Raw genomic sequence first — 16992 nt, forward strand, 5'->3', positions numbered from 1 at the left:
TCAAGCACCTCCGGCAAGATCGCGCAGCATGTTCTCGGCGCTCGGCCCTGAGCGGCGCCGCTCCCGGCTCCTGGCCAGTTCCCTGGCGACGAGCTCACGATCCAGGTCGAGGAAACTGAGCGGTTCCGGCTCGTCCGTGGTGAGCAGGGCGTGCAGCGCCGCTTTGGTCACCGGCCGCCCGCCGAGCCCGGCCACGACCGTCCGCAATTCGGCGTCCGGCAGGGCGGTGCGCACGTCGGCAGAAACGATGCCGCCCACACCCGTGGAGAAGGCCCGCTCGACCACCACGACGTGCCGTTTCCCGCCGAGCAGAGCGCGCAGCGCGTCGAACGGGAACGGGCGGAAGGTCGTCAGCGTCGCGGCGCCCACGGCCGCGCCGGCCCCTCGCAGCTCGTCGATCACGTCCTTGACCGTGCCGAGCACGGAACCGAGCGCCAGCACCACCGTGTCCGCGTCCTCGGTCCGGTAGCCGCGCACCAGCCCGCCCGAGCGGCGCCCGAAGGCGCTCTCGAAGCCGGCGGCGATCGCCGGGATCCGCTCCAGCGCCGCCAGATGCCGGGCATGCGCGAGATAGCGCACCTCGGTGAACGCCTCGGGCCCGACCATCGCGCCGATGGAGACGGGATCGTCCGGATCGAGCAGCTGGCGCGGCTCGTACGCGGGCAGGAACGCGTCCACCTGCTCCTGCGAGGGCAGATCGACCCGCTCGAAGGCGTGCGTCAGCACGAACCCGTCCATGCACACCATCACCGGCAGCGACAGCTCCTCGGCCAGCGCGTACGCCTGCACGTGCAGGTCCACGGCCTCCTGGTTGGTCTCGGCGTAGAGCTGGATCCAGCCGGAGTCACGCTGCGACATCGAGTCGCTGTGGTCGTTCCAGATGTTGATGGGCGCGCCGATCGCCCGGTTGGCCACCGTCATCACGATCGGCAGGCCGAGCCCCGAGGCGTTGTACAGCGCCTCGGCCATGTAGAGCAGCCCCTGGCTGGCGGTCGCGGTGTAGGTGCGCGCCCCGGCCGCCGACGCGCCGATGCACGCCGACAGGGCGGCGAACTCCGACTCGACGTTGACGTACTCGCACGAGCCCAGCCGCCCGGCCCGGGTGATCCGGCTGAGCGCCTCGACGATGTGCGTCTGCGGCGAGATCGGGTAGGCGCAGATCACCTCCGGCCGGCACAGCGCCACCGTCTCGGCGACCGCCTGAGAGCCTTCCATCTGCCTAAGCACGAGCGGCCTCCTTCAACCAGGCGTGCGCCTCGGCCGCGGCGGCCGCGTTGGCCTCGGCCACCGGGCGCGGGAACAGAGTGCGGATCGCGGCCTGCACCGACTCCAGCGACAACACTCCGGTCAGCGCGCAGAACGCGCCGAGCAGCGCCGCGTTGGGGACCGGTTTGCCGATGTGCCGCAGCGCGATCTCCGAGGCCGGGACGGCGACGCCTGCGACGCCCAGCTCCGCCGCCGGCCGGGTGCTGTTGATCAGTACCTGGCCGTGCGGGCGGAGCCCGGCCAGCACGTCGATCCGCGACAGCAGGGTCGCGTCCTGGACGATGACCGTGTCCGGCGCGGTGATCGGCTCGCGCACGCGGATCGGCCTGTCGGAGATCCGGCAGAACGACACCACCGGCGCGCCCGTCCGCTCCGAACCGAAGGTGGGGAAGGCCTGGGCGTGCCTGCCCTCCAGGAACGCGGCCACCGACAGCAGCTCGGCCGCGGTGACGACTCCCTGGCCGCCCCGGCCGTGAATGCGCGTCTGGTACTCCATGCCTCCGGTGTAGCCCGGCGGCGGGGCGACCTGGAGGGCCGAACGTCCCGCTCACGAGGACTTTCGGCCCTCATCGGGCCCCGACCTGCGGCAGGACCCTCGAAGGGAGGCAACCGCAGAGAAGAGGGATGGCTCATGCTCAGCATCGGGATCGTCAAGGAGAGCGCCTCGGGTGAGCGCAGGGTCGCGATCACTCCCGACCTGGTGCCGCGGTTGCGCGCCGCGGGGCTGACCGTGCTGGTCCAGGACGGGGCGGGCGCCGCCGCCCGGTTCCCCGACAGCGCCTACGGCCAGGCAGGCGCGCAGCTCGTCGCCGACGTGTACGCCGGCGCTGACATCCTGGCCTGCGTCGGCCGCCCGCCTGCGGACCGGCTGCGCGCCGGGCAACTCGTCATCGGACTCCTGCACCCCGACCCCGCCTACCGCGAGGAGCTCGCCGCCAGGCGCGTGATCGCCGTCGACCTGGACCGGGTGCCGCGCACGCTCAGCGCCGCGCAGACGATGGACGCCCGCACATCCCAGGAGAACGTGGCCGGCTACCGGGCCGCGATCCTGGCCGCCTGCACCTACGAGCGCTTCTTCCCGATGCTCGTCACCGCCGCGGGCACCGCGCGCCCCGCCCAGGTGCTGGTGCTCGGCGCCGGGGTCGCCGGGTTGTCGGCGATCGGCACGGCCCGCCGCCTCGGCGCCGTCGTCACCGGCTACGACATCCGGCCCGAGGCCAGAGCCGAGATCGCCTCGCTCGGCGCGAACGTCCTGAACCTGGACGGCGAGGGCACGGGCGAGGGCACGGGTGAGGGCACGGGCGAGGGCACGGGTGAGGGCACGGGCGAGGGCGGCTATGCGCGGGCACTCGCCGAGGGCGAGCAGCAGGCCGAACGGGACGAACTGGCCCGGCACGTCGCCCGCCACGACGTCGTCATCACCACCGCCCTCGTGCCGGGCCGCCGCCCGCCGCTGCTGGTGAGCGAGGTCGCCGTCAAGGAGATGCGGCCAGGATCGGTGATCATCGACCTCGCCGGCGGCAACGTCGAGATCACCAGGCCGGGGGAGACGTTCGTCACCGAGAACGGCGTCACCGTGATCGGCGCGACGAACCTGCCCGCCACGATGCCCGCGGCCGCCTCCGCCGCCTACGCCCACAACGTGTGCGCGTTCCTCGGCCACGTGTTGCGCGACGGCGAGCTGGCGATCGACCTCGCCGACGAGATCCAGCAGGCCGTGGTCGTCACCGGAGGTGCGGCATGAGCACGCAGCTGTTCGCCGATCTGAGCGTGTTCGTGCTGAGCCTGCTGCTCGGCTTCGAGGTCATCGGGCGCGTGCCGACGACCCTGCACACGCCGCTGATGTCGGCGGCCAACGCGGTGCACGGCATCGTGCTCGCCGGCGCGCTGCTGATCGCGCTGACGGCGGACGACACCCTCGGCTACGCGCTGGTGTTCGTGACCGCCACGTTCGCCGCCATGAACGTCGTCGGCGGCTACGTGGTCACCGACCGGATGCTGGAAATGTTCCGGCCGCAAGGGAGTGAGCCGAAATGAGCGCCTTCGACCTCGTGATCCGGTTCGTCTACCTCGCCGTGGCCGCCTGCTTCGTCCTCGGCCTGCACCTGATGAACTCGCCGGTCACCGCCCGCCGCGGCAACCTCCTGTCGGCCGCGGCGATGACGGCCGCGCTGCTGGCCACCGCGGTCGTGCTGGTCCACTCCTCGTCCGTACGGCCCTGGTCCTGGGCGGCGCTCGCCGCTGGAACGGCGCTCGGTGCGGGCACCGGACTGCTCCTGGCCCGCCGGGTGCGGATGACGGCCATGCCGCAGCTCGTCAGCCTGTTCAACGCGGCCGGCGGCGGCGCCGCGGCGCTCATCGGCGTGCACGACTTCACCCGGCACGGCGCGTCCCTGCCGGTCGTGCTGAACGTGCTGATCGGCGCCGTGACGTTCTCCGGCTCCCTGATCGCCGCAGGCAAGCTGCAAGGCGTGGTGCCGGGCCGGCCGATCCTCTTCCCCGGCGCCCGCGCGCTGACCGGAGCGCTCGCCGTCGCCATGGCCGCGGCCTCGGCCCTGTTGCTGACCGGGAACGGCGGATTCGCGGCGTTCGCCGTGCTGGCCGTGGCCGCCCTGGCCTTCGGGGTCAGCATGGTCGCCCCGATCGGCGGCGCCGACATGCCGGTGGTCATCTCGCTGCTCAACGCGTTCACCGGCACGGCCGTGGCCATGGCCGGCTTCGCCCTCGGCAACGCTGTCCTCATCACGGCGGGCGCCCTCGTCGGCGCGTCCGGCACCATCTTGACCAAGCTCATGGCCGACGCCATGAACAGGTCGCTGACCGCCATCATCGCCGGCGGATTCGGCACCGGCGACGCACCGGCAGAAGGCCCCTCCGGGCAGGGACGCGTCCGGTCGCTGTCGGCCGACGACGCCGCCATCCAGCTCGCCTACGCCACCAAGGTCGTCGTCATCCCCGGATACGGGCTGGCCGCCGCGCAGGCACAGCACCAGCTCCACGAGCTGGCCCAGCTCCTCGGGCAGCGCGGCGTCCAGGTCTCCTACGCCGTGCACCCGGTGGCCGGCCGCATGCCGGGACACATGAACGTGCTGCTGGCCGAGGCCGGCGTGCCGTACGAACAGCTCGCCGACATGGACGACGCCAACGCCGCCATGCCGCAGACCGACGTCGCCCTCGTCGTCGGCGCCAACGACGTCGTCAACCCGGCCGCCCGCCGCGCGGGCACGGCCGTGTCGGGGATGCCCATCATCGACGCCGACCGCGCCAAGAGCGTCATCGTCATCAAGCGCTCGATGGGGCACGGCTACGCGGGCATCGACAACGAGCTGTACACCGATCCCAGGACCGGGATGTACTTCGCCGACGCCAAGCAGGCGCTCAGCGAGATCACCGCGGCCGTCAAGGTGCTCGTCGGCTGACAGCCGATTACTGCGCGGCATCAGCCCGGTCCTGTCCGGAGCCACGAGCCGCCGGCCCGTCACCTGCTCGGCGGCCGCATGACCAGGTAGGTGGGTGTCACGACGAGGAAGTAGCCGGCGCCTGCCGCGAGCAGGCCCAGCATGGGACCCAGTAGCGTCGTTCCGCTCAGGAGCAGTGCCGTCCCGACGAGCAGGGCGGCCCAGACGGCAAGTGATCCGATCAGGTAGAACCGCACACCATCGTGGCCCGGCAGCGCGAGACCGATGAAGCTGCCCACCGCGAGCAGTGGGATCATCGAACCGAACACGTCCGGATGCCCGCGCAGGATGAGACCGGCGCCGGTCCACACGCCGACCCAGGCCAGAGCCGATCCGACCTGGTGAACCCGTTGTGGTGACATAGCGATCACGTCCAGTCGCTCGTGGGCAAGCGCCTGCCCGTCTGCGGTCAGGAGGGCAGGCGCCTGCCTGACAGGAGGTTCAAGGTGTGGGTGCAGGCTGCGCGGGTTCGGAAGCGGGCTCGACGGCCAGGCGGATCCCGGCCAGGACGAGCCCGGTCCCGGCGAACAGCAGGACCACCGTAGCGATCACGAGTCCCCAGGTCAGCCGGTCCAGCCAAGGCAGCGTGGCGGCCAAGGTGATGTCGGTCGTCACGCCGGGTGAGCCGTCGGCGTTCATGATGACGGCAGCCCAGTCACCCGGCTGGATGTCCCACGTCAGCGATCCCGATCCGCTGGCTGCCCAGAAGGTCTCGGCGGTGGGAGGCGAGGCAGGGGCCGTGCCGGGATGGTGGTCGTAGCCGGCCTCGCCGGGAGGGAAGGCCAGGTGGGTGATGCGCTCGTGGGCGACGCCGCCGAGGTAGGCGGTGACGTCGTCCTGGCGGGCGATGCCGATGAACAGCGGCGTGCCGGTGGTCTCGATGCGGACGCGGCCGACGCTCTCGCGCAGGAACCGCACGCCTTGCCCGGCCACGGCGATCTGCTCGGTGGTCAGGGCGTAGGCAGAGGTGGACACGCGCCCGGCCGTGGTGCTGATGAACCCGGCGCTGTCACGCGTCCCGTTCAGCAGGGCCGTTCCCGTGGCGGTGGCCGCGGTGGCGATCCCGGCGAAGGCGAGCAGCGCGCCCAGGGTGATGGCCACGACCGAGCCGGCGCCGTGCCGCACCGGGGAGCTGGCCGGGTGCGCGTCCATGCGCGGCAGCTCGTGACCGCCCTGCTCCAGCCGGAACGGCGGGTAGGCGTCGGTCATCAGGGCGGCGTACGCGGCCACCCTGAGCGACCACCGGTTCATGCCGATCACCAGGTCGTACAGTCCCTGCGGGTAGCGGCCGGTGAACAGCAGGAACAGGGCCGCGATGAGGACCAGCAGCCCGATCAGCCCGCCCCAGTCGAGCGTGTAGAGCACGCCGCCGCTGTCGTCGGGCAGGTCGCCGCGCCAGGAGATGACGCTGCCGCTGGTGAACAGGCCCACGATGAGGTAGTGCGGGATGGCCAGCAGCCACCACTTGATCAGCACCAGCCCTCGGGAGAGGCGTTCGGGGTAGTCGATCTCCAGCGTGGCCGGGTAGTCCGGGGCCGGTCCGAGCGTGAACGGCGGGTACCGGTCGGTGGCCAGGGCGCCGTAGGTGTAGTAGGCCACCCGCCAGGTCCAGCGCAGCACGCCGACGTTGAAGTCGAACAGCGTGCGCGGGTACCGGCCGGTGAACAGGATCGCGAAGAACGCGATGACGGTGAGGACCGCGAAGGCGATCCACAGCAGGCTCAGCACGATGTAGTGGGGTATCGCCAGGAGCCACTTGACGATCCAGAGGCCCCGGTTGAGCGGCTCCTCGAGCCGGGCCTCCACCCGTACGGGATAAGCGGTCATTCTTCAAGCGCAGCACCGCCGGGCAGGGTTGCCTGCGGGCGAAGGTCCCGACCTCACGCGCCGTTGGACACGGGCCGTTCACCAGGGGCCGTTCACCAGGGGCCGTTCACCAGGGGCCGGACTCGGTGCCGGCGGGGGAGTGGCGCAGTCCCGCGTACGCGTCCCGCGCGGTGATCTCGCCGGTGAGCACCCGGTGAATGGTGCGGCAGATCGGCAGCTCCAGCCCGTGCCGATCGCCCAGCCGCACCGCCACCGGCGTGGTGCGCACCCCCTCCGCCGTCGTGATCATCTCGGCGAGCACGTCGTCGAGCTTGCGGCCCCTGCCGAGCTGCTCGCCGACGTGCCGGTTGCGGCTGTACGGGCTCAGGCAGGTGGCGACGAGATCCCCCAGCCCAGTCAGGCCGGCGAACGTGGCCGCCTGACCGCCCATGGCCTGGCCGAGCTGGGCGAGCTCGGCCAGGCCCCGGGTGATGACCGCGGCCCTGGTGTTGTCGCCCACGCCCAGCCCTTCGGCCATGCCCGCCGCGATCGCCACGACGTTCTTCAACGCGCCGCCGAGCTCGCAGCCGATCACGTCGCCGTTGGTGTAGACGCGCAGCAGCCCGCGCTGGAGGATCTCCTGCAGCAAGGTGGCGACGGTCTCGTCGCCGGTGGCGATGACGGTGGCCGCGGCCTTGCCCGCGAGGATCTCCTTGGCCAGGTTCGGCCCGGTCAGCGCCGCCGCGGGATGGCCGGGCAGCACCTGCTCGACGATCTGGGTCATGCGCAGGGCGGTCTCGTCCTCCAGGCCCTTGGCCAGGCTGACGACGGGGATCCAGGGCGGGACGTGGTCACATGCCCGTTCGAGCACGCCCCGGAAGGCATGCGAGGGCACCCCCATGATCAGGACCTGGGCCGTGGCTGCGGCCACCACGAGGTCGTCGGTCGCTGTGAGCGCCGGGGGCAGGGCGAACCCGGGCAGGTACACCTGATTGCGGTGTCTGAGGTTGATCTCTTCGGCGACGCCGGGATCGCGGGACCACACGAGCGTCTCATGCCGCTTGCAGACCAGGGCGGCCACCGTCGTGCCCCATGAGCCGGCGCCGAGAACGGAAACTCTCATCCTTCCATCCCGGCTCGCCCGCTCACCGCCGCCCAGTGCCGATGGTCCCCGGCCGGGAGGCATTTCGTCCTTCGCGAGCGTCCGGAGGACATGCCGGAAGGCACGCTGTCGCGGCGTTCAGACCCACGACGGCGTGCCTTCCCCGTGGCTTGAGTCCGAGGCAGGACGGCCCACTCGACGTCATGCGCCGCCCCACATGGGCAGGTCGGCGATGTCGTCGTGCTTCCAGGAAAGATCGTCGTGCACGGCCACGACGCCGTCGATGTTCTCGGCCAGGCGGATGGCGGTGACGGCCTGGCTGTGCTCGGCGTACGTTCCGCTCAGCGTGACGACGGCGTCGGACACGACCACCGCGGCGCGGCCGTGCAGGGCCTCGCGCACCTCCTGCTCGATGTCCTTGTCGGGCCGCAGGAAGGCCTTGATCAGGTCACGGCGGCTGACGATGCCGGCCAGGCGGCCATCGGCGTCGACCACGGGCAGGCGCTTGACCCCGAAGCGGTCCATCAGCCGGGCGGCCGACACGATCGGCGTGTCCGCGGTGATGACATGAGCCGGGCTGGTCATCAGCGCGCCGGCCGTCTCGCCGAGGGACTTGCGGAAGCCGCTGCCCTCGCTGCCGGCGGTGTGGCGGACGCGGGCGCGCAGCGGCGGCCGGTAGTCGTCGCCGTAGTAACGCTCCTTGAACTCCTCCTTGGCCAGCAGATCGGCCTCGGACACGACACCGAGCACGCGGTTGTCGTCGTCCAGTACGGGCACGCCGCTGACGCCCCTGCTGATGAGCAGCTCGGCAACGGTGTGGAAGGACGCCTTCTCGTTGACGGCGGCCACATCGGTGGTCATCACGTTCTCGACGAAGCTGGTCATGGTCCTCTCCTGAGATGCTTGACCCGGACGATGCCGGGCACGGTACGGGCGAGCACGTCGGCGATGTGGTCGGCGTGCCGGTGAGGCGGCCCGCTCAGCTCGGCGACACCGTCGCGCACGGTGACCTCCCAGCTCGGGCCGAACGGGTACTGCTCGCGCAGGGCGGCCATGACCGCCTGGCGCAGCTCGTCGTCGGGACGGGCCAGCATCGCCATCAGGTCGCGGCGGCTGACCATGCCGGCGATCTGCTCGCCGTGCAGCACGGGCAGGCTCTTGATCCGCTTGCCGACCATGAGGTCGATGGCGGTGGTGACGTCGGTGGTCTCGGTGACGGTGACGGCCTCGCGGGTCATCACCTCCATGACCCTTCTGGGCGGCGGCTCGTGCGCCGCCTGAGGGGGAAGGACGGTGGCGCGCGGGTCCGGCTCGAACTCCCCGCGCAGCAGGTCCAGCTCGCTGACCACGCCGACGAGGCGGCCCGAGTCGTCCACGACGGGAGCGGCGGTGATGTTGTTGGCGTACAGGGTCCGGATGGCCCGCCGCACCGGGTCGGTGCGGCGGACCGTGATGGCCGGGCTGCTCATGACCTCGCGCACCAGCATGACTAGCGCGCCTCCCACCTGGAGTCGTCCTGCTTCCAGGTGAGCTTGCCGACGACGTCCACCACGCCGTTGACCCGGCCGGCCATGCGCACGGCGATGGCCGCCTCGGAGCGGTGCTCCATCCAGCCTGTCAGCGTCACGATGCCCTGGCGCACGTCCACCCGCACGCCGTCGGTGTTCACCCACAGGCTTCTGTCGAGGACGTCCTCGCGCACCACGCGGGCGATCTCCTCGTCGGAGCGCAGGAACAGCTTGACCAGGTCACGGCGGCTGACGATGCCCACCAGGCGGCCGTCGTAGTCGACGACAGCGAGCCGCTTGACATCGCGCTCGTCCATGAGACGCGCGGCCTCGACCACAGACGAGGCGGCCGTGACGGTGACGGCGGGACTGGTCATCAGCTCGCTCGCCGTGTCGCCCTCGGCCTTGTCCCGCCCCTTGGGGTGGCGCAGCCGGGCGCGCAGCGGCGGCCGGTAGCCCTCGTGGTAGAACTGCTCGCGGAACTCCTCCTTGCGCAGCAGGTCGGCCTCCGACACCATGCCGAGCACGTGGTTGTCGTCGTCGACGACGGGGACGGCGCTGATGCCGCCGTTGATGAGCGTCTCGGCGATCTCCTTGAACGGGGTGGCGGCGGACACGGTGACGACCTTCTCCGTCATCACGTCCGCGACGGTCATGCGCATGACGGCCTCCTTCTCGGTTACTTTCATCACACCTCGCTCACGTGGCGGCGCTCAGAGGCGAAGGTCCCTGACGGGGACGGTCGTTGGTCAGCGCAGGTGCCGCAGGAGCGGCGAGGGCGGCGGCTGGCAGGGCGCGATCCTGATCCGGGCGTCCACCGTGAGCGCGCCGCCGGGGCCGGCGATGACCGGGTTCAGGTCGAGCTCGGCCACCTGGGGCAGGTCGTCGAGCAGTCGGCCGACGCGGGTGATCTGGCCGGCGAGAGCCTCGGCGTCGACGGGTGGCGAACCCCGGTAGCCGTGCAGGAGCGGAGCGCAGCGCAGCTCTTCGATCATGCCGGCCGCGTCGGTGACCGGAGGGACGCGGAAGGCGCGGTCGGCCAGCAGGTCGGCCATCACCCCGCCCATGCCCACCATGACCAGCGGCCCGAAAGAGGGGTAACTGACGCCGCCGACGATCATCTCGACGCCGCCCGGCACCATGCGCTGGACGATCGCGCCGGTCATCTCGCCGCCGATGCGGGACGACATCTCCTGGTATGCCTGCCGTACCTGCTCCTCGGTGCGCAGATCGAGCCGGACACCGCCCACGTCGCTCTTGTGCACCGGGCCGACGGCCTTGAGCACGACCGGCAGGCCGGCCCGCCGGGCCGCCTCGGCCGCGGAGTCCGGGCCGTTCACCTCCAGCGACTCGACCAGGGACACGCCGTAGCAGCTCAGCAGCCGGGCGGTGGTCTCGGGGGAGAGCCAGCGGCCTTCCGGCCGCTCCGCCAGCTCCGCTTCGATGATCTGCCGTGCCGCCCCGGCATCCGCCTGAACGGGCACCTCGGCGGACTTGGCGAGGGCGCGGCGCCATCCGGCGTAACGCACGACGCGGGCCAGGGCGGCGACAGCCTGCTCGGGGAAGGCGTAGGCGGGCACCCGGCCGTCGATCAGGCCGTCGTGGCCGATGAGGCAGGCCAGCACGGTCTTGTCCGCTGTCTTGGCCGCCGTGGCGATGGCGTGGCGGGTCTGCTCCAGGCCGGAGCCGAACGGCGGCGTGTAGACGACCAGGACCACGTCCACCTCGGGAGAGGCAGCGACCGATCGGACGGCGGAGCCGATCTCGTCCGCGGTGGCGTCGGCGGTCAGGTCCACCGGGTTGCCCAGCGCGGCGGCAGCCCGCGCCTCCAGCAGGCCGGGCGGCAGCTCGGGAACGGTGAGGCCGTGACGTTCGCAGGCGTCGGCCGCCATCGCCTGCGGGCCGCCCGAGTTGCCCACGATGGCGACCCGCCCTCCTTCCGGCAGCGGCTGGCCGGCCAGCAGCTTGGCGGTGTCGATCAGCTCGTTGACGCTGTCGAGCCGGATCACCCCCGCCGCGCGGGTCAGCGCGTCCACCGCGACGTCGGGGGTGGCCGCCGCGGCGGTGTGCGAGCGCACGGCCCGGCCCCCGGCGCCGCTGCGGCCGCTCTTGACCAGCAGCACCGGCTTGCTCTGCCCGACCCGGCGGGCGATGCGGGCGAACTTGCGCGGGTTGCCGAACGACTCCAGATACAGCGCGATCACGTCCGTGGCAGGGTCGTCCTGCCAGTACTCGAGCAGGTCGTTGCCGCTCACGTCCGCCTTGTTGCCGACGGACACGAACGACGACACCTCCAGCCGCTCCAGCAGCGCCGCCCCGACCGCCCCCGACTGCGACATCAGCGCCACCCGCCCCTGCACCGGGCGGTGTGGCAGGAAGCTGGCATTCAGCCGGGCCGTGGTGTTGACCACGCCCAGGCAGTTCGGGCCGACCAGCCGCATTCCCGCCGACCGGCAGATCCGCAGCAGCTCACCCTCCGCCTCCCGCTTCCCGGCCTCGGCGAATCCCGACGTCAGCACCACGAGCCCGGCGACCCCGGCCGCCGCGCAGTCCCTGGCCACCTCCAGCACGTGCCGGGCCGGCACGGCCACCACGGCCAGATCCACGCCGCCGGGCACCCTGGCGTGGCAGGCCAGCCCGGCCACCTCGGCAGCGTGGGGATTGACGGGGTGGATCGGCCCGTCGAAGCCGCCGTCGAGCAGATTACGCAGCACCTTGTGGCCCACCGCCCGCTCGTTGCGGCTCGCGCCGATCACGGCCACCGAACGTGGGGTCAGCACTCTGGCCAGCGACGCCCGCGCCGCCTCGTGATCGCGCGCCTCGATGCCCTCACGGAGCCGGGCCGTGGGCCGGGCGGCGATGTCGAGGTGCAGCAGGCCGCCCTCGTAGCGGCGCGCCACGTCCAGGCCGAGGTCGTGCAGCACCCGGATCATCGGCTGGTTCTCGGCCAGCACGTCGGCGACCAGCGTGCGCACCCCGTGCTCGGCCGCGTCCAGCGCGACGTGTTCCAGCAGCAGCGTGCCCAGCCCATGGCCGTGCACGGCGTCGTCGATGAGGATGGCCAGGTCGGCCTTGCCGTCGTCCATGGGGATGTACTCCGCGACGGCGACCAGCCGGCCCCGCAGGCCGGCCACCAGAGCGTGCCCGCGGTAGACGTCCGAGGTGATGCGGTCCATGTAGGAGTGAGCGGTGCTCCGGCCGCCGGTGAAGAAACGCAGGTAAGCCGAGCGTTCCGACGAGCGCTCCACCAGCTCGTGCAGGGCCGCCCGGTCATCGGGGCGCAGCCGGCGCACGTGGGCGATGCCGCCGTCGCGCAGCAGGACGTCGTAACCCTCGGACATGGTGCGTCTCCCGTTCCTCAATGGGTTCATTCACCTCCCGAGGCTCCCCGCATGCCCATATGGCAGGCAGAGCCGGATGACCCCGGCACGAAGGCCGAAAGTCCCTGCCAGGTGCACCGATACCCGGCAAGGCTGGTGGCATGACCACCGGGACGCCGCATCGGCCCCCGGCCGGATGGGAGGCCACGGCCATGAACCCGATCGTGCTCGGCTACGACGGCTCCGATTTCTCCGTACAGGCGCTGGACTGGGCACTGGACGAGGCCGAGCTGAGGAAGCTGCCCCTGACCCTCGCCCACGCCTGGCAGTGGCCGTACGGCAAGGCGGAGGAGGACGCCAAGGCCCACCTGCGCAAGGCGGCCGAGCACGTGCTGTGGCACGGCGCCGACTGCGCCCGCCACACCAGCTCCGGCGTGGACGTCTCGACCGACCTGCACGAGGGCCCCGCCGCGGAACGCCTCGTCGAGCTCTCCCATGACGCCGCGCTCGTCGTGGTCGGATCGAGAGGGCTCAGCACACTGTCCAGAGCGGTGATGGGCTCGGTGGCGAGACACGTCGCCGCCCACGCATACTGCCCCGTGATCGTCGTGCGGGGGCCCGGACCGCTGCCCGCCGCCACGAACCCCGGCCCGATCGTCGTGATCGATCGCGAAGCCGACAGCTCGGTGCTGGAATTCGCGTTCGAGGAGGCGATCCTACGCCGGCTGCCTCTCGCCCACTCGACGGACCTCGCCGCGTGGGTGGCACGCCATCCAGGCGTGCGGGTCCAACGCGCCACAGGCCACGAAGCCGCGACGCTCATGATCGTCAGCCGCAAGCGTGCCGCACGCGCAGGCATCGCCGGATCCCTCCTGCAGCACGCTCCTTGCCCGGTGGCGGTCGTGGGCTGAAGGTGACCACGGACCTCGCGCACGGCTCCGTGCCCGCCCGCCACCGATGAAAGCCGAACGGCCCGCACCCCGATGCCAAAGGTCCCTGCCCGGCCGCACAGGATGCGCTCACAGTGAGGGTCATGACCACGGTGTCCCAGCTCAGGCGAGGACTCACCGCCGCCGAGGCGGCGTCGCGGCTCACCCGGGACGGGCCGAACACCTTGCCGTCCGCCCGCCGCACCCCCGCGGTCGTGCTGCTGCTGCGCCAGCTGGCGCACTTCTTCGCGCTGCTGCTGTGGGGCGCGTCCGTGCTCGCGCTGCTGGCCGGGATGCCGCAGCTCGCCGCCGCGATCGTCATCGTCGTACTGCTGAACGGCGCCTTCGCCTTCGCCCAGGAATACCGCGCCGACCAGGCCTCCCAGCGGCTGCGCGAGCTCATCCCGGCCGGCGTGGTCGTGCGCCGCGACGGCAGGCGGGTCTCGATCGAGGCCGCCGGTCTGGTCGCAGGGGACGTGGTCCTCCTGGAGGCGGGCGACCGGATCTCCGCAGACCTCGAACTCGCCCAGGTGCACGCGCTGGGCATCAACGAGTCGATGCTCACCGGGGAGAGCCGCCTGGCGCACCCCGCCGCCGGCGAGCGCGCCTTGGCGGGCACGTTCGTGGTGGAGGGCGAAGCCGAGGCCGTCGTGATCGCCACCGGCGGCCGCACCCGGCTGGCCGGCATCGCCCGGCTCACCCAGGAGGCGTCCCGGCCGCCCAGCCCGTTGTCCGTGCAGCTCGGCAAGGTGGTCAGGATCGTCGCCGGGATCGCGCTGGCGGTGGGCGCCGCGTTCTTCGGGCTGGCGCAGCTGCTCGGAATGCAGCCGGGGGCGAGTTTCCTGTTCGCGCTCGGCGTCACCGTGGCACTGGTCCCCGAAGGGCTGCTGCCGACCGTCACGCTGTCGCTGGCGCGGGCCGCGCAGCGCATGGCGTCCAGGAACGCCCTGGTCCGCCACCTGGAGGCGGTCGAGACGCTCGGCTCGGCCACGTTCATCTGCACCGACAAGACCGGCACGCTCACCCGCAACGAGATGACGGTGGCCGACCTGTGGGCGCCCGCCTCCACCCCCGCGGACGTGCTGCGCTCGGCCGTCCTCAGCTCGACCGGCCGGATGAGCGGCGGCAAGCCGGTCGGCGACCCGATGGAGGTGGCCCTGCACGCCGAAGCGCTGCGCCTGGACGCGGACCTGACCGGTGAGATCACCGCGAGGTTCCCGTTCGATCCGGTACGGCGGCGCGCCTCCGTCATGGCCGACGGGCGGCTGCATCTCAAGGGCGCCCCGGACGCCGTGCTGCCCCTCTGCCGCGCCGTGCCCGGCGTGGAGGAGGCCCTGGCCAGGATGAGCGACCGGGGCCTGCGGGTGCTGGCGGTCGCCCGCGGCGACACCGCCGAGGAACGGGACCTGCGCTTCCTCGGCCTGGTGGGGCTGTACGACCCGCCCCGCGACGACGTGGCCGAGGCGATCTGGAAGTGCCGGATCGCCGGCATCAAGCTGGCCATGATCACCGGCGACCACCCGCGCACCGCCCGCGCCATCGCCGCCGAGGTCGGCCTGCTCGGCGAGCAGGAGCTCATCGTCACCGGCGCCGACCTGCCCGCCGACGACGCCGCCCTGGGCGAGCTCCTGGACCACGACGGTGTCGTGGTCGCCCGCGTCACCCCCGAGGACAAGCTACGCATCGCCCGCGCCCTGCGCGCACGCGGCCACGTCGTCGCCATGACCGGGGACGGCGTCAACGACGGCCCGGCCCTGCGCGAAGCCGACATCGGCATCGCCATGGGCGCCTCCGGCACCGACGTCGCCCGCGAGGCCGCCGACCTCGTCCTGCTCGACGACCACTTCGCCACCATCGTCTCCGCGATCGAGCTCGGCCGCGCCACCTACGCCAACGTGCGCCGCTTCCTCACCTACCACCTGACCGACAACGTGGCCGAGCTGACCCCGTTCGCCGTCTGGGCGCTGTCCGGCGGCACGATCCCGCTCGCGCTCAGCGTGCTGCAAGTGCTGGCCCTGGACATCGGCACCGACCTGCTGCCCGCCCTCGCCCTGGGCGCCGAACCCGCCAACCCGCGAACCATGCACGGCCCGGCCCGCACCGGCAACCTCATCGACCGCCGCGTGCTGGTACGCGTGTTCGGCGTGCTCGGCCCGGCGCAGGCCCTGGCGGAGATGGGCGCGTTCGCCGGAGTGCTGCTGCTGGGCGGCTGGCAGATCGGGACCGAACCCAGCCCGGCCCTGCTCGCCGCCGCCTCGGGCACCGCGTTCGCCGCCGTCGTGCTCGGCCAGTTCGCCAACGCCTTCGCCTGCCGCAGCGAGTCCCGCTGGATCGGCAGGATCCGCTGGAACACCAACCGCCTGCTGCTCGGGGCGATCGCCGTCGAAGCGATCCTGCTCCTGCTCTTCCTCGGCCTGCCTGCCGTGGCGGACCTGCTCGGCGGATCCTTCCCGCCGGCGGCCGGGTGGCTGCTGGCAGCTCTGGCCATCCCCGTCATGATCGTGGCCGATGCGGCGTACAAGGGTTGGCAAGCCAGGGGGCGGCGTGCTTCACCGGACGCCTCCCGTGTGATGCGCTGAACCCACCGTCCTCTGGAGGCAGACCATGAGCACCCGCTCCCCGAAGCAGGCACTGGACGCGGCGGTGGAGGCCGGCCGCTGGTCACCGTCCGTGCACAACACCCAGCCCTGGACCTTCGCCGTCTCCGGGGAGGAGATCAGCCTGCGGGCCGACACCGCCAGAAGGCTGCGGGCCGCCGACGCCGCCGGCCGGGAACTGCTGATCAGCTGCGGCGCCGCCCTGTTCACGATGCGCGTCGCGATGCGCTGCGAAGGGTACGAACCTGCCGTCCGGATCCTGCCCGACCCCGACCGGCCGGCCCTGCTGGCCACGATCAGGCCGGGGGAGGAGACACAGGCCGACGAGCCCACCTGGGTGCTCGGCGGCGAGATCGAGCGCCGCCGCACCCATCGGGCAGGCTTCGCCGACGTGCCGGTGCCCGAGCAACTCATCGACTCGCTGGTCAGCGCGGCCGCGGCCGAGGGCGCCAGGCTCACGCCGATCCGCTCCGCCGAGGCGGTGGGCGTGCTCGCCGCGCTCACCCAGGCCGCGCAGACCCTGCAGACACAGGACCAGCGGTTCAACCTCGACATCATCCGATGGGCGCGGCCGCCCGGCAGCACCCGCGCCGACGGGGTGCCCGCCGACGCCTACCCTCAGGAACCGGCACCGACCGAGCCGGACTTCCCGCAGCGGCACTACTCCTGGCGGCACGGCTGGGGCGCCCAGGGCACGCCTGCGGAAGCGGCGACCGGAGTGGTCGCCGTCCTGACCACCCGTTCCGACGGCCGCGAGGACTGGATCGCCGCCGGCCAGGCCCTGCAGCACGTCCTGCTGCACGCCTCCGCGCACGGGGTCAGCGCCGCCTTCCACACCCAGGCGCTGGAGATGGACCTGCTGCGGGAGTTCCTGCGGCAGGAGCTGTGCTCCGGCGAGTACCCGCAAATGATCATGCGGCTCGGCGTCACCTTCGACGACGACAAGGACGTCCCCCGCCGCCCGATTTCCGACGTCCTGGAGTGAGCGGCGACCGCTGAGCAGTCA

The 16992-nt window shown here is 72.3% G+C and carries 15 protein-coding genes; 6 read left to right on the top strand and 9 right to left on the bottom strand.

Annotated elements, in window-relative coordinates; all coding sequences use genetic code 11:
* Together ABD331_RS17470 and ABD331_RS17475 are read right to left on the bottom strand one after the other, a co-directional pair.
* Positions 1-1227, bottom strand: a complete 1227-nt coding sequence (locus ABD331_RS17470; protein WP_344475828.1) for a transketolase C-terminal domain-containing protein — start codon at positions 1225-1227, stop codon at positions 1-3.
* Entirely contained in the window at positions 1220-1762 is a 543-nt protein-coding gene (locus ABD331_RS17475; RefSeq protein WP_344475831.1) for a 2-oxoacid:acceptor oxidoreductase family protein, read from the bottom strand. Before ABD331_RS17475 ends, ABD331_RS17470 begins: the two co-directional genes overlap by 8 nt.
* Before the next feature lie 135 nt (positions 1763-1897).
* On the opposite strand from ABD331_RS17475, the gene ABD331_RS17480 reads away from it, so the two are divergent.
* From ABD331_RS17480 to ABD331_RS17490, 3 genes are read left to right on the top strand one after another with little or no spacing between them, the layout of a single operon-like run.
* A complete protein-coding gene (locus tag ABD331_RS17480; protein WP_344475834.1) occupies positions 1898-3010 on the top strand; it encodes an NAD(P) transhydrogenase subunit alpha in 1113 nt (370 codons plus the stop codon).
* A complete protein-coding gene (locus tag ABD331_RS17485) occupies positions 3007-3303 on the top strand; it encodes an NAD(P) transhydrogenase subunit alpha part 2 (protein WP_344475838.1) in 297 nt (98 codons plus the stop codon). The genes ABD331_RS17480 and ABD331_RS17485 overlap by 4 nt, the downstream gene beginning before the upstream one ends.
* Positions 3300-4685 carry an NAD(P)(+) transhydrogenase (Re/Si-specific) subunit beta gene (locus tag ABD331_RS17490; protein WP_344475841.1) on the top strand — a complete coding sequence of 462 codons (1386 nt, stop codon included), beginning with the start codon at positions 3300-3302 and terminating at the stop codon, positions 4683-4685. Before ABD331_RS17485 ends, ABD331_RS17490 begins: the two co-directional genes overlap by 4 nt.
* A gap of 59 nt (positions 4686-4744) precedes the next feature.
* On the opposite strand, the gene ABD331_RS17495 is transcribed toward ABD331_RS17490, so the two are convergent.
* The 7 genes from ABD331_RS17495 to ABD331_RS17525 form a co-directional block, all read right to left on the bottom strand.
* The gene (locus ABD331_RS17495; RefSeq protein ID WP_344475844.1) at positions 4745-5095 is read right to left on the bottom strand and encodes a hypothetical protein; all 351 of its coding nucleotides are present in this window, start codon (positions 5093-5095) and stop codon (positions 4745-4747) included.
* A gap of 70 nt (positions 5096-5165) precedes the next feature.
* The gene (locus ABD331_RS17500) at positions 5166-6551 is read right to left on the bottom strand and encodes a DUF4389 domain-containing protein (protein ID WP_344475847.1); all 1386 of its coding nucleotides are present in this window, start codon (positions 6549-6551) and stop codon (positions 5166-5168) included.
* Positions 6552-6657: 106 nt separating this feature from the next.
* Entirely contained in the window at positions 6658-7653 is a 996-nt protein-coding gene (locus tag ABD331_RS17505; RefSeq protein WP_344475850.1) for an NAD(P)H-dependent glycerol-3-phosphate dehydrogenase, read from the bottom strand.
* A 180-nt stretch (positions 7654-7833) separates the two neighbouring features.
* A complete protein-coding gene (locus tag ABD331_RS17510; protein ID WP_344475853.1) occupies positions 7834-8517 on the bottom strand; it encodes a CBS domain-containing protein in 684 nt (227 codons plus the stop codon).
* Positions 8514-9119 carry a CBS domain-containing protein gene (locus ABD331_RS17515; protein WP_344475856.1) on the bottom strand — a complete coding sequence of 202 codons (606 nt, stop codon included), beginning with the start codon at positions 9117-9119 and terminating at the stop codon, positions 8514-8516. The genes ABD331_RS17510 and ABD331_RS17515 overlap by 4 nt, the downstream gene beginning before the upstream one ends.
* Before the next feature lie 2 nt (positions 9120-9121).
* A complete protein-coding gene (locus ABD331_RS17520; protein WP_344475859.1) occupies positions 9122-9829 on the bottom strand; it encodes a CBS domain-containing protein in 708 nt (235 codons plus the stop codon).
* A 60-nt stretch (positions 9830-9889) separates the two neighbouring features.
* Complete coding sequence (locus tag ABD331_RS17525) at positions 9890-12481, bottom strand: bifunctional acetate--CoA ligase family protein/GNAT family N-acetyltransferase (RefSeq protein WP_344475862.1); 2592 nt, start codon at positions 12479-12481, stop codon at positions 9890-9892.
* Between the two features lie 140 nt (positions 12482-12621).
* Here ABD331_RS17525 and ABD331_RS17530 point away from each other — a divergent pair, with 140 nt between their 5' ends.
* The 3 genes from ABD331_RS17530 to ABD331_RS17540 all read left to right on the top strand — a co-directional run bounded on the left by ABD331_RS17530 (position 12622) and on the right by ABD331_RS17540 (position 16971).
* Positions 12622-13371, top strand: coding sequence for a universal stress protein (locus ABD331_RS17530; protein ID WP_344475865.1), 750 nt, complete (start codon positions 12622-12624; stop codon positions 13369-13371).
* A 122-nt stretch (positions 13372-13493) separates the two neighbouring features.
* Positions 13494-15968 carry a cation-translocating P-type ATPase gene (locus tag ABD331_RS17535; protein ID WP_344475867.1) on the top strand — a complete coding sequence of 825 codons (2475 nt, stop codon included), beginning with the start codon at positions 13494-13496 and terminating at the stop codon, positions 15966-15968.
* A gap of 25 nt (positions 15969-15993) precedes the next feature.
* Complete coding sequence (locus tag ABD331_RS17540) at positions 15994-16971, top strand: Acg family FMN-binding oxidoreductase (protein ID WP_344475869.1); 978 nt, start codon at positions 15994-15996, stop codon at positions 16969-16971.
* Positions 16972-16992: the final 21 nt, after the last annotated feature.

Origin of the sequence: Nonomuraea monospora (assembly GCF_039531895.1) — a bacterium.
GTDB lineage: Bacteria > Actinomycetota > Actinomycetes > Streptosporangiales > Streptosporangiaceae > Nonomuraea > Nonomuraea monospora.